This window comes from Rhizorhabdus histidinilytica, from assembly GCF_900167915.1.
In the GTDB taxonomy this organism is placed as follows: domain Bacteria; phylum Pseudomonadota; class Alphaproteobacteria; order Sphingomonadales; family Sphingomonadaceae; genus Rhizorhabdus; species Rhizorhabdus histidinilytica.
In genome coordinates, this window is sequence record NZ_FUYM01000008.1 from 165,935 (window position 1) to 178,163 (window position 12,229).

Genomic DNA, 12,229 nt, shown 5'->3' on the forward strand with positions numbered 1-12,229 from the left:
TTCCGGCAGCACGACGAAGAGAAGGGATATCCCGGCTTTGGCCGGGATGACGCCGGATATCAAATCCCCGCATACCAGGCGTAGTCATAATAGTCCTCCCAATAGCCGCCCTTGCCGCGGCCATGGGCGGAGAGGCTTTCGACCGCCTCGATCCGCTGGACATATTTGGCATGCTTGTAGCCGAGCTGCCGTTCGACCCGCAGCCGCAGCGGGGCGCCGTTGCCGACCGGCAGCGGCTGGCCGTTGAGCCCCCAGGCGAGGATCGTCTGGGGATGGAAGGCGTCGATCAGGTCGATGCTCTCATAATAGTCGCCCTGCGCGTAGCGATCGGCGCAATGGAAGATCAGGTAGCGCGCCGAGGAGCGCAGTCCGGCCATGTCGAGCAGCAGCTTGAGCGGCGCCCCGGTCCACTGGCCGATCGCGCTCCAGCCCTCCACGCAGTCGTGGCGCGTGATCTGGGTGCGGCGGGGCAGCGATCGGATCTGCCCCAGCGACAGCGACAGCGGCCGTGCGACCAACCCGTCGACGACGAGCCGCCAGTCGGCGAACCCCGCGCGCAGGTGGGTCTCATAAGCGGTGCCGGCGGGCTTGCGGGTGCCGTTGGAACGGAACAGCGGCGACAGGTCGGCCGCGTCGAACTCACGCGCCAGCGCGGTGCGATCGGTGATCAGCCGCTGCGCGCGCATCGTCAGCCCCTCGGCACTCTGCAGCATCGAACGGACCCGCGGATCGGCGTTGATCCGGTTGCAGCCGGACAGGATCAGCCCACCCGCCCCGGCCGCCAGCGAACCGATCAGCTTGCGGCGCGAGATCATCGTTCCTTCTCCCTCGGCAACCGATAGGCGCCGGTGATCATGGCGCGGAGCTGGTTGAGCGGCCCGGACAGCAGCACCATCAGCAGATGGACGAGGATGAACAGCAGCATCGCCGCGGCGCAGAGGAAATGGATCGACCGCGCCGACTGCCGCCCCCCGAACAGGTCGACCAGCCAGGGCCAGGCCGCGTTGACGCCCGGCGACATAGTCAGCCCGGTCAGGATCAGCAGCGGGATCAGCCCCAGGATCACCCCGACATAGGCGAGCTTCTGGAGGATGCCGTAGCGCGCCGCCGCCGCGCCGCGCGGGAAGCGCAGCCTCAGATGATCGCGGATGTCGTGCCAGACATGGCTGGGGTGCAGTTCCGCCGCGCGGGGCAGCAGGTCGCGTTGCAGGTGGCGGTTGACCAGGCTGGCGACCAGATAGGTCGCCGCCGACAGCACCAGCACCCAGGCGAAGAAGAAGTGCCAGATGCGGGCATCGGCGAGGCTGTAGTTCGACGGGATCGTCGCCCACCAGGGGAAGGCGCGCCGCCGCTCGATCCCGTCGCGGTCCTCCCAGACGCCCAGCACCCCGGTCGTGTCATAGGCTTCGCCGCCGACGATCAGCACGCCGCGCCCGCCCGCCGATCCGATCTGCAGCCAGGCGCGGTCGGTGTTGGCGCCATATTGGCCCCAATAGAGGCGCGGATGTGCGTTGAAGATCATCAGCCCGCTCATCAGCATCGTGAAGATCGTGAAGGCGTTGATCCAGTGCCACAGCCGGGTCGACGTCCGGTGACGGCGAACGAGGTCCCCGCCGCGCGGCGCCGCGCCGTCCTGCTGTCCCTGTTCGGTCATGGCGCGCACGCTAGCACGATCAGGGCGAAGAGCGGTAATCTCCCGTCAACGAGCCCCTTTAGGAAATCATTAGGGACGATCGGCGATGATGCGGATTGCCGATCGAAAGGAAGCAGGGGAATCGGAACGCGATGGCGGTTGCCAGTGAACAGGAGGAAAGCGACGCGCGCCGCCACGGGCGCCATCGCATCATGCTCGCCGCGACGCTCTATTCGGTCCATGGCGAATGCAACGGCGTGCTGCTCGACCTGTCGCAGGGCGGCGCGATGGTCAGCGCCTCGCCGCCGCTCCCGGTCGGCTGCCGGCTGCTGCTCGAGCGCCAGAATTTCGAGGTACCCGGCGTCGTCCGCTGGGTCGAGGGCAACCGCTTCGGCATCCAGTTCGAGGAAGCCCTGCCCGAATCCGTGATCATGGGCCTGGTATCACGCAGCACGCATCAGAACGACCGCTGAGCTAGATGCGTTTGGAAATGCGCGAAAAGCGCGTTTCCGAGGCGGCACCAGCCCGCTCCCCCAAAATACCTCAGAGGCTGACCGGAAAGTGCCTTACCGCTCATCCTGAGGAGGGACTGAACGAAGGTGAAGGCCCATATCGAAGGATATTTCCAGTCTCGAACGCCCCTTCGAGACAGCATTTCGACTACGCTCAATGCTTCCTCAGGGCGAGCGGGGACTTTTGAGTCAGACTCTCAGGCCATCATCCGGGTCAGCGCCTGCGCGGTGAAATCGACCATCGGCACGATCCGCGCATAGTTGAGCCGGGTCGGCCCGATCACCCCGACCACCCCGACGACGCGGCCGTCGCCGCCGCGATAGGGCGCCGCGATCACCGACGATCCGGACAGCGAGAACAGCTTGTTCTCCGATCCGATGAAGATCTTCATCCCCTGCCCGCTGCGCGCGCTGTCGAGCAGGCGGGCGATCTCCTCCTTACCCTCGATCTCATCGAGGAGCTGGCGTACCCGCTCCAGGTCCGCCGCCGCCGAAGGATCGATCAGGTTGGCCTGGCCGCGCACGATCAGCACTGGCCGGGCGCTGCCGTCCTCCGACCAGACCGCCAGCCCTTGCTGGACCAGCGACGCCGCAGCCGCGTCGAGCGCCGCGCGCTCGCGCCCCAGTTCCGCCTCGATCCGCGCGCGCGCCTCGGCCAAGGTCAGCCCGCCGAGCCGATCGCTGATGAAATTGCCCGCCTCGACCAGCGCCGATGGCGGCAGGCCTGGCGGCAGGTCGACGACCCGGTTCTCGACGCTGCCGTCATGGCCGACCAGCACCGCCACCGCCTGCTGGCGCGACAGCGGCACGAAGCTGAACTGGCGCAGCACCATCTCGTGCGGCGGGACCAGGACGATGCCCGCGCAGGCCGACAGGCCCGACAGCACCGCGCTGGTCTGGGCGAGCGCTTCCTCTACCGGGCTGCCGCGCGCCGCGCGCGCCTCGATCGCGGCACGCTCCTCGATCGACGGCTCGGCGGTCTGCATCATGCCGTCGACGAACAGGCGCAGCCCCGACTGGGTCGGCATCCGCCCGGCCGAGGTGTGCGGCGCCTCGAGCAGCCCCAGTTCCTCCAGATCCTGCATGACGTTGCGGATCGAGGCCGGCGACAGGTTCAGGCCCGCCAGCTTGGAAATGGTCCGCGATCCGACCGGCTGACCCGATCCGAGATAGCTTTCGACGACGACGCGAAACACCTCGCGGGCTCGGGTCGACATTTCGGACATGGGCTGGCTGTTCACGCCCATAGAGATAGTGAAGCCGATCGCCCCGCTCAACAGGCTTCCAACTTCCTTCGCCCACGCCTAAGGAGCCCGGCGTACAGCAAAGAAGGAACGTTCATGCGCCCATCCGGCCGCGCCCCCGATCAGATGCGGGCGATCAGCATCGAAACCGGTTTCACCGTCCACGCCGAAGGCTCCGTGCTGATCAGCTTCGGCGACACCCGCGTCCTCGTCACCGCCTCGATCGAGGAGAAGGTTCCCCCCTTCCTGCGCGGCAAGGGCCAGGGTTGGGTCACCGCCGAATATGGCATGCTGCCCCGCGCCACCCATACGCGCGGCAGCCGTGAGGCGGCCAAGGGCAAGCAGTCGGGCCGCACCCAGGAGATCCAGCGCCTGATCGGCCGATCGCTGCGCGCGGTGGTCGACATGGCGAAGCTCGGCGAACGCCAGATCGTGATCGACTGCGACGTGCTCCAGGCCGATGGCGGCACCCGCACCGCGTCGATCTCGGGTGGCTGGGTGGCGTTGCGCCTCGCCGTCGACAAGCTGCTCGCCTCGGGCGCGATCGCCGAAGACCCGATCACCGCGCAGGTCGCGGCGGTCTCCTGCGGCATCCATGAGGGAACCCCTGTGCTCGACCTCGATTATATCGAGGATTCAAACGCCCATGCCGACGCCAATTTCGTGCTGCTCGACAATGGCAACATCGCCGAGGCGCAGGCGACCGCGGAAGGAGCGACCTATGACGAGGAAGCCCTGTTGAGACTGCTCCGCCTCGCCCGCATCGGCTGCGGCGAGATTTTCGCCGCGCAACGCAAGGCGACCGGGCGGTGAGCGACGACGGCCTCCTCCACCGCAAGCTCGCTCCCGGCAAGCTGGTCATCGCCAGCCACAACAAGGGCAAGCTGCGCGAGATCGCCGAGCTGCTCGCTCCCTATGGGATCGAGACGGTGTCGGCCGGAGCGCTCGGCGTTCCCGAACCGGAGGAGACCGGCACTAGCTTCGTAGCCAATGCCGAGCTGAAGGCGCGCTTCTCCGCCGACCTGACCGGCCTGCCCGCGCTTGCCGACGACAGTGGCCTGTGTGTCGAGGCGCTGGGCGGCGAGCCGGGCATCTTCTCGGCGCGCTGGGCCGAGCTCGACGACGGCAGTCGCGACTTCGCCGAGGGGATGCGCCGCGTCCATGCCCGGATGCAGGAGGCCGGCGACGAGGCAGGCCACGACGCGCATTTCATCTGTGCGCTGTCGCTCGCCTGGCCCGATGGTCATGTCGAAACCTTCGAGGGCCGGGTCGACGGGCTGATCACCTGGCCGCCGCGCGGCGACAGGGGTTTCGGCTACGACCCGATCTTTCAGCCGCTCGGCCATGCCATCAGCTTCGGCGAGATGGAGCCCGAGGCCAAGCACGCGATGAGCCACCGCGCCGACGCCTTCGCCAAGCTCGTCGCGGCGCTGTTCTAGGCTGGAAGATACCCCTCCCTGCAAGGGAGGGGTTAGGGGTGGGTAACGGAGCCGAGGGGCTCGACGCCCCTTGGCGGAGTTCGACGGAACGATGGAAGGCTCGCTACCGCTCGCCACCCACCCCAGTGATCCAGCAACCGGGGTTAGCCATGCCCCCGGCATGGCTAAGGAATTGCCGGGGGCAATTCCGGCCCCGGCTGCCGGATCACTCCCCTCCCTTGAAAGGGAGGGGGAGCTTGCCCTCTACGTCCATTGGCCCTTCTGCGTGTCGAAGTGCCCCTATTGCGACTTCAACAGCCATGTCAGGGATAGCGTCGATCAGCAGGCGTGGCGCGACGCGCTGCTGCGCGATCTGGCGCATGAGGCCGCCGTGCTGCCTGGCCGCCGGCTCGGTTCGATCTTCTTCGGCGGCGGCACCCCGTCGCTGATGCCGCCCGCGACGGTCGCCGCGCTGATCGACGCCGCGACCCGCCACTGGCCCGCCGCCGACGACATCGAGATCACGCTGGAGGCCAATCCCTCCTCGGTCGAGGCCGCGCGCTTCGCCGATCTTGCCCATGCCGGGATCAACCGTGTCTCGCTAGGGCTCCAGGCGCTCGACGACCAGGTGCTCGGCTGGCTCGGCCGCGCCCATGGCGTGGCGGAGGGGCTGGCCGCGCTCGACACCGCCCAGAACCATTTCGGGCGCGTCAGCTTCGACCTGATCTACGCCCGGCCCGGCCAGACGCCTGAGGCATGGGACGCCGAGCTCCGCCGCGCGCTGTCGTTCGGTACCGAGCATCTCTCGCTCTACCAGCTCACCATCGAGCCCGGCACCCAGTTCGCGACCCGCGTCGCCAAGGGCGAGTTCGTCCCGCTCGATCCCGACGCCGGGGCCGAGTTGTTCGAGCAGACCCGCGCGGCCACCGCGGCAGCGGGGTTGCCTGCCTATGAAATCTCGAACCACGCCCGGCCCGGCGCGGAGAGCCGCCACAACCTGACCTATTGGCGCTACGGCAACTATGCCGGGATCGGCCCCGGTGCGCATGGCCGCCGCGACGGTCGCGCCACGGTGCGCCGCCGCAAGCCCGAGAACTGGATCGCGCGGGTCGAGGCCAACGGCCATGGCATCGAGCGCGAGGACGACCTTCCGCCCGAAGCCCGGGCGCAGGAAGCGTTGCTGATGGGGTTGCGGCTGGCCGAAGGCGTCGATCTTGCCCGGATCGCCGCGATGAGCGGCCTGTCGGTCGGACAACTCGTCGATGCGGCCGCCGTCGATCGGCTGGCGCGGCAGGGACTGCTTGCCCGGGACGGCGAGCGGCTGACCGTCACCGACGCCGGCATGCTGCTGCTCGATGCGATCCTTGCCGAGATCGTGGCAGCCTAACTTACCCATTCCGTTAAACGCAACGCAACGATTGCAGTTTATGCAATCGTTGCGTCAGCTTTGGAAATTGCCATCTCGGCTCGTCGTACCTAGATCACGCTGCATCGCACAATCGCAGATGCGATATAAAAGCAAAGCAGGAAGACAGACATGCGGTACTTCGAAAGCGCGGCCTCGGCGATCATCGCGATTGCGGCTCAGGCGCTGGCCATTGGGGTCGTGGTCGCCCTCTGACCCAATTCGCGGCGGTGTCCGTCCCTTAGACCTTGATCGTTTCAGGCTGAATCAGCCTGAAACGTGAATCAAGGTCTCAACTATTTAAATAGAGCCTGATTCACGCCATCGGCGGAAGCGCGGAGCGCTTCCACCTCAGACGATCAGGCTCTAGGGCCGGCACCGCCACGATTTACCCTTCCGCATTTCCTTCGCAGTTGCAGCAAATCATTCCTTGAAGCTGGTCGGCGCGGGCGAGACGGTCTTGACGCCGCTCGGCGTGGCCTCCCCGACTTCCAGCGCGCGCTGCGCCACCCCGGTCGGGCCGAAGCGGAACGCACCATCGACGCCGACGAAGCCATCTTCGTCGCGCAGCCGGTCGGCGGGGAAACGCTCGCCCACCTTCCAGTCACGCGCGATCTTCACCACCAGCAGCATCGAATCATAGCCGAGGCTGGCGAGCCGGAACGGCGCCTTGCCGAACTGCCGCCGATAGGAGGCGGCGAGCTGGCGATAGCGGCTGTCGGACACGCTGGCATACCAGGCGCCGTTGAGCGCCGGGGCGGTCAGCGCCGAGGGCTCGGCCGCCCATAGCTCGGTGCCCAGCACGCGCGCCTGCTGGCTGGAGATCTTGCGGATCAGCGGCACCGCGCTGATCGCGAGGCGGGCATTGTCGGCGATCAGCACGCCTTCATAGGCCTGGCTGCGGCCGAGATCGGCTATCGCCTTCTGGAGCGACTTGCTGTTGCGCTCATAGCTCTTCATCGCGACGAGATTGGCGTCGGCGCTCTCGACCGATCGGATCACGGCGGTCGATGCGTTGCGGCCGTAGACGCCGACCGGCACCAGCGCCGCGAAGCGCTTGATGCCCTTGCTCCTGGCGAAATGCACGACGCGGTCGATCGACTGGGTCGGCGAGAAGCCCATCACGAACACGCCGTTGCCGGCCACTGCCGCGTCGTTCGAATAGGAAACCACCGGGATTCCCGCCTTGCGCGCGGCAGGCGCCACGGCCGCCGCATCTTCCGACAGCAGCGGCCCCAGGAACAGCCGGTTGCCATCCGCGACCGCGCGGCTGGCCGCACCGGCGGCTCCGGCGGCGGTGTCGTAGGTGGTCATCCGGACCGATTTGTTGCCGGTGTCGATCAGCGCCATCGCCGCGGCGTTGGCGATCGACTGGCCGACGGCGGCATTGGGGCCCGACAGCGGGACCAGCAGCGCAATCCGATGCCGCGCCTTGTCGCCGAGCAGACCGTCCTGGACGGGCGCCTCGGCCGGCGGAGGGGGCGTCGCGGGTTTCGGGCGCCCCTTCGGCACCATACCCGCACAGCTCGCCAGCAGGGCGGTGAAGCCGAGCAACGACCAACGGAGCATCGAAGGAAGCGGTTGCCTGTACGTGGGGGCCTCTGCCATCTGTTCTGCCTTATGAACCAAATTACCGAACCGGGGCCGACCGATGCGCAGGCATCGGAAGCACCCCTCCCCCCCGGCCTGTATATCGTGGCCACGCCGATCGGCAACTTGGGTGATTTGTCCCCGCGCGCCGCATCGGTCCTGACGCGGGCCGAAACGATCGCGGTCGAGGACAGCCGCGTCACCGCCAAGCTGCTCCAGCGACTGGGGGTGAAGCGGCCGATGACACCCTATCATGACCATAATGCGGACAAGGTACGGCCCGGCCTGATCGCCCGGATGGCGACCCAGGCCGTGGCGCTGGTCTCCGATGCGGGGACGCCGCTGATCTCCGATCCCGGCTACAAGCTGGTGCGTGACGCGCGCGCCGCCGGTATCGCCGTCACCACCCTGCCCGGCCCCTGCGCGGCGATCGCGGCGCTGACGCTGGCGGGGCTGCCCACCGACCGCTTCTTCTTCCTCGGCTTCCTCCCCGCCAAGGACAAGGCACGCGCCGAGGCGATCGCCGAGGTGGCGGAGGTCCGCGCGACCCTGATCCTCTACGAAGCCGGTCCGCGTCTCGGCGCGACGCTTCGCGCGCTTGCCGACGGCCTCGGCGATCGTGAGGCAGCGGTGGTGCGCGAGATCAGCAAGACCTTCGAGGAAAGCGTGCTCGGTCCGCTTTCCGACCTTGCCGAACGCTATCGCGAGGGCGGCCCCAAGGGGGAGATCGTCGTCGTCGTCGGCCCGCCCGGCCCGCGCGCCACCGCCTCGCCCGAGGATGCCGACGCGCTGCTCCGCGCCGCGCTCGCCCAGCTTCCCGCCGCCAAGGCGGCCGGCGAGGTCGCCCGCGCCACCGGCCTCAACCGCCGCGAGCTCTATGCGCGGGCAATGGCGATCAAGGACGGCGATTGAACCGGCGAGCCGTCGCCGAGCAGCAGGGCCGCACCGGCGAACATATCGCCGCCTGGTGGCTGCGCCTGCACGGCTGGCGGATCGTCGGCCAACGCGTGAAGACCGGGCGCGGCGAGGTCGACCTGATCGCCCGACGCGGAAGGACGCTCGCCTTCGTCGAGGTCAAGACGCGCGGCGATGCCGCGGCGCTCGCCACCGCGATCGACGAATATCGGCTGCGCCGCGTCGTCGCCGCGGCCGAGGCGCTGCTGCCGCGCTATGGCGCGGGCGTCGAGAATGTCCGGATCGACGTGATCCTGGTCCGTCCGTGGCGGCGGCCGGTGCACCTGTCGAATGTGTGGCACGCCCAATGACTTCCCTCCCCTTCAAGGGAAGGGCTTATTCCCCACGGCCATTGCAGCACCGGCCGCCGCACCCTAGTTAGGCCCCCGAAACCATCGGAGCCTGCCCATGTCCTTGAGAGTCGCCGTCCAGATGGACCCGCTGGAGACGATCAACATCGCGGGCGATTCGACCTTCGCGATCATGCTGAGCGCGCTCCGGCGCGGGCATAGCCTTTGGCACTATCAGGCCGGCGACCTCTGCTATCGCAATGGGCGGGTGACCGCGCCGGCGCGGCCGATCCGGAAGCTGCAACGCGTGGCGGGCGATCATTTCGCGGTGGGTGATCCGGTCGCGCTCGACCTCGCCGACGATGTCGACGTCGTGCTGATGCGGCAGGACCCGCCCTTCGACCTCGCCTATATCACCGCGACCCACCTGCTCGAGCGCGTCCAGCACGCGACGCTGGTGGTCAACGACCCGGCCTCCGTCCGCAACGCGCCCGAGAAGCTGTTCGTGCTCGACTATGCCGAGTTCATGCCGCCGACGATGATCACCCGGCGGCTCGACGACGCCCGCGCCTTCCATGCCGAGCATGGCGAGGTTGTGGTGAAGCCGCTCTATGGCAATGCCGGGTCGGCGGTTTTCCACGTCGGCCGCAACGACGCCAATCTCGCCGCCCTCACCGAGCTGTTCGGCCAGGTCTGGCGCGAGCCCTTCATGGTCCAGGCCTTCCTTCCCGATGTGTCGAAGGGCGACAAGCGGATCGTGCTGATCGACGGGAAAGTCGCGGGTGCTATCAATCGCTTGCCGAAGGAAGGTGAGATTCGATCGAACCTTGCGGCGGGCGGCCGTGCCGACGCGACCGAGCTGTCGCCGCGCGAGGTGGAGATCTGTGACAAGCTGGGCCCGGACCTCGCCGCGCGCGGGCTGCTGTTCGTCGGCATCGACGTCATTGCCGGGCACCTCACCGAAATCAACGTCACTTCGCCGACCGGCATCGTCGCGATCGACAATTTCAACGGAACCGACACGCCCGCGATGATTTGGGACGCCATCGAGGCCAAGGCCCGCTGACGGCCCGGCCGCGGCAGCGGGATCGCATATGACGGACTGGGTACAGCAACTGATCGCCGATGGCGGCTATCTGGGCCTGTTCCTGCTGATGTTCGGCGAGACGATATTTCCGCCGATCCCGTCCGAGGTGATCATGTCGATGGCCGGGCTGCAGGCGGCCAAGGGTAGCATGCTGCTGCCGGTGGCGATCGCGGCGGGATCGGCGGGTGCGATGCTCGGCAACATCGCCTGGTATCTCGCTGCCCGCCGGCTGGGGCTCGATCGCCTCCGGCCGCTGGTCGAGCGCCATGGCCGCTGGCTGACGATGGATTGGGCCGAGGTCGACCGCGGCGAGCGCTGGTTCATGCGTCACGGCTATCTGTTCGTCTGCCTCGGCCGGATGCTACCGACCGCGCGTTCGCTGATCTCGGTGCCGGCGGGGTTGATGCGGATGCGCTTCGTGCCGTTCGTGCTGTGGTCGTCGGTCGGCACGTTCGGCTGGTCGACGATGCTGGCGGTCGGCGGCTGGATCCTCGGTACCCGCTTCGCCGCGATGGAAGCCTGGCTCGGCATCGCCTCGACCCTGCTGCTCGTCGTGCTCGCCGCCTTCTACCTCTGGCGGGTGCTGACCTGGAAGCCGTCGCGCTGAGACGCCGGCCGGCGATCAGAAGGCCTTTTCGAGCCGATCGAGCAGGCTGAGCGCCGGGCTGGCGGCCGGCGAGATGTCGGCGGGCGGCTCGACCTCGAGCCGCCGGACGCGGGCGTAGAGGTCCTGGCTGGCGTCAATCAGCGCGATCGCGGCGGGCGGCAGGCCGGCGATCGAAGCCGCGTCGCTGGGCGTCGCATCGCCGAGGCGTCGGGCGGCCGCCGCGGCCTCCTCGTCGCTCATCTGGCCCAGCTCGATCGCCCGCTCGGTCAGCAGCCAGGCAAGGACGTGCATCAGCCGGCTCGTGACCTTGAGCGATTCGCAGCTCAGCGTGACGCGGGCGAGCGGATCGAGCGCATCGCGGTCGTCGCGCCCCTGATGCTCGAAATAGCCGCGCGCCTCGTCGGCGAGCAGCATCGCTTCGGTATAGAGGCCGTTGACCAGGCGCCCGCGCAGGCGAATCTCTTTCGGTCCTTCACCCATGCGTAGGTGATGACACAGCCGCCCGCCGCCACGAAATCAAAAGTGGGTTAACCCGTCGTCCGCCTCACGCCTCGCCGGCTTCGAGCCGGTCGGCGAAGTGGCCGAGATGGTCGATCATCGTCTCCAGCTCGGCCATCCGCCGCCGCAGATGGTCGGCCTTGGCGCGGCAACGCAGCGCGGTGACGGTGCGCTGGGTCGCCCCACCGTCGCCGACGTCGTAGAGATTGAGGAGCTCGGCGATCTCGTCGAGACCGAAGCCCATCGCCTTGCCTTGCAATATCCACGCGACGCGAAACCGGTCCCGCCGCGAATAGATCCGCGTCGCGCCGTCGCGTGCCGGGGCGATCAGCCCTTCCTCCTCGTAGAAGCGCAGGGCGCGGGGCGTGATCCCGAATTCCCTTGAAAGCTCGGCGATGCCGAAGCTCTGGGCATCGGTCGGTGCTATGTCGATGATGGGAGCGCAATCACTGGCCACGGAACCACCCCTGAAAGGACTGTCCCTGCCCCTACGGCAAGCGTGACCGGCACATCAATTGAGCAATTTCAGATGCTTACCACTTTAGTCTAAGAATTAGACCTTAGTCTAGGCGGTGCGCACCAGGCGGGTACCGTCACGATCGATGCGGCGATAGAAGCAGCTCCGTTCGCCAGTATGGCACGCGGGCCCCGCCGGTTCGCAGCGCAGCCAGACTGCGTCCTGGTCACAATCGATCCGCGCCTCGACGACCCGCATGACGTTGCCGCTGCTCTCTCCCTTCTTCCACAACCGCCCGCGCGAGCGCGAGAAGAAGGTCGCCTCCCCGCTATCCAGGGTCGCGGCCAGCGCCTCGGCGTTCATATGCGCGAGCATCAGCACCTCGCCCGAACGATGGTCGGTCACCACCGCGGTGACGAGGCCGGCGGCGTCGTAGCGCGGGTTCAGCGCGCTGCCCTGTTCACGATCCTGATCCATGGGCGGGAGCGATGCGCCAAAGCCGCGCCGCAGGCAAGACCGAGGCGAAAAACCGTC

At 67.9% G+C, this 12,229-nt stretch carries 15 protein-coding genes; 8 read left to right on the plus strand and 7 right to left on the minus strand.

The window, feature by feature from the left end; all coding sequences use genetic code 11:
- Positions 1-59: 59 nt before the first annotated feature.
- Both B5X82_RS17760 and B5X82_RS17765 read right to left on the minus strand, forming a co-directional pair.
- A complete protein-coding gene (locus B5X82_RS17760) occupies positions 60-815 on the minus strand; it encodes a molybdopterin-binding protein (protein WP_079649512.1) in 756 nt (251 codons plus the stop codon).
- Positions 812-1,654: a cytochrome b/b6 domain-containing protein gene (locus B5X82_RS17765; RefSeq protein ID WP_079649597.1), complete on the minus strand. Its 843-nt coding sequence runs from the start codon at positions 1,652-1,654 to the stop codon at positions 812-814. Before B5X82_RS17765 ends, B5X82_RS17760 begins: the two co-directional genes overlap by 4 nt.
- Before the next feature lie 131 nt (positions 1,655-1,785).
- Between B5X82_RS17765 and B5X82_RS17770 the strand changes: the two genes are divergently transcribed.
- Positions 1,786-2,106, plus strand: a complete 321-nt coding sequence (locus B5X82_RS17770) for a PilZ domain-containing protein (RefSeq protein ID WP_079649598.1) — start codon at positions 1,786-1,788, stop codon at positions 2,104-2,106.
- 236 nt (positions 2,107-2,342) lie between these two features.
- Here B5X82_RS17770 and hrcA read toward each other — a convergent pair whose 3' ends face one another.
- Positions 2,343-3,371 carry a heat-inducible transcriptional repressor HrcA gene (gene hrcA / locus B5X82_RS17775; RefSeq protein ID WP_377266419.1) on the minus strand — a complete coding sequence of 343 codons (1,029 nt, stop codon included), beginning with the start codon at positions 3,369-3,371 and terminating at the stop codon, positions 2,343-2,345.
- A 114-nt stretch (positions 3,372-3,485) separates the two neighbouring features.
- On the opposite strand from hrcA, the gene rph reads away from it, so the two are divergent.
- From rph to hemW, 3 genes are all read left to right on the plus strand, one after another.
- Entirely contained in the window at positions 3,486-4,202 is a 717-nt protein-coding gene (gene rph, locus B5X82_RS17780; RefSeq protein ID WP_079649513.1) for a ribonuclease PH, read from the plus strand.
- Positions 4,199-4,828 (plus strand): RdgB/HAM1 family non-canonical purine NTP pyrophosphatase, encoded by a 630-nt coding sequence (gene rdgB / locus B5X82_RS17785; protein WP_079649514.1) that lies wholly within the window; start codon positions 4,199-4,201, stop codon positions 4,826-4,828. The genes rph and rdgB overlap by 4 nt, the downstream gene beginning before the upstream one ends.
- A gap of 91 nt (positions 4,829-4,919) precedes the next feature.
- Positions 4,920-6,194, plus strand: a complete 1,275-nt coding sequence (gene hemW, locus B5X82_RS17790) for a radical SAM family heme chaperone HemW (protein ID WP_235862720.1) — start codon at positions 4,920-4,922, stop codon at positions 6,192-6,194.
- Positions 6,195-6,635: 441 nt separating this feature from the next.
- On the opposite strand, the gene B5X82_RS17795 is transcribed toward hemW, so the two are convergent.
- Positions 6,636-7,820, minus strand: a complete 1,185-nt coding sequence (locus B5X82_RS17795) for a penicillin-binding protein activator (RefSeq protein WP_079649515.1) — start codon at positions 7,818-7,820, stop codon at positions 6,636-6,638.
- Positions 7,821-7,832: 12 nt separating this feature from the next.
- On the opposite strand from B5X82_RS17795, the gene rsmI reads away from it, so the two are divergent.
- The 4 genes from rsmI (at position 7,833) to B5X82_RS17815 (ending at position 10,740) form a co-directional block, all read left to right on the plus strand.
- Positions 7,833-8,714, plus strand: a complete 882-nt coding sequence (gene rsmI, locus B5X82_RS17800) for a 16S rRNA (cytidine(1402)-2'-O)-methyltransferase (protein ID WP_079649516.1) — start codon at positions 7,833-7,835, stop codon at positions 8,712-8,714.
- Entirely contained in the window at positions 8,711-9,067 is a 357-nt protein-coding gene (locus B5X82_RS17805; protein WP_079649517.1) for a YraN family protein, read from the plus strand. Before rsmI ends, B5X82_RS17805 begins: the two co-directional genes overlap by 4 nt.
- A gap of 97 nt (positions 9,068-9,164) precedes the next feature.
- Positions 9,165-10,112, plus strand: a complete 948-nt coding sequence (gshB, locus tag B5X82_RS17810) for a glutathione synthase (RefSeq protein WP_079649518.1) — start codon at positions 9,165-9,167, stop codon at positions 10,110-10,112.
- Between the two features lie 28 nt (positions 10,113-10,140).
- Positions 10,141-10,740: a DedA family protein gene (locus tag B5X82_RS17815; protein WP_079649519.1), complete on the plus strand. Its 600-nt coding sequence runs from the start codon at positions 10,141-10,143 to the stop codon at positions 10,738-10,740.
- A 15-nt stretch (positions 10,741-10,755) separates the two neighbouring features.
- Here the strand turns inward: B5X82_RS17815 and B5X82_RS17820 are convergent, their stop codons facing one another.
- The 3 genes from B5X82_RS17820 to hisI all read right to left on the minus strand — a co-directional run bounded on the left by B5X82_RS17820 (position 10,756) and on the right by hisI (position 12,172).
- Positions 10,756-11,220 carry a DUF1465 family protein gene (locus B5X82_RS17820; protein WP_079649520.1) on the minus strand — a complete coding sequence of 155 codons (465 nt, stop codon included), beginning with the start codon at positions 11,218-11,220 and terminating at the stop codon, positions 10,756-10,758.
- A 64-nt stretch (positions 11,221-11,284) separates the two neighbouring features.
- The gene (locus B5X82_RS17825; RefSeq protein ID WP_079649521.1) at positions 11,285-11,695 is read right to left on the minus strand and encodes a MerR family transcriptional regulator; all 411 of its coding nucleotides are present in this window, start codon (positions 11,693-11,695) and stop codon (positions 11,285-11,287) included.
- Between the two features lie 108 nt (positions 11,696-11,803).
- Positions 11,804-12,172: a phosphoribosyl-AMP cyclohydrolase gene (gene hisI, locus B5X82_RS17830; protein WP_079649522.1), complete on the minus strand. Its 369-nt coding sequence runs from the start codon at positions 12,170-12,172 to the stop codon at positions 11,804-11,806.
- Between the last annotated feature and the right edge of the window lie 57 nt (positions 12,173-12,229).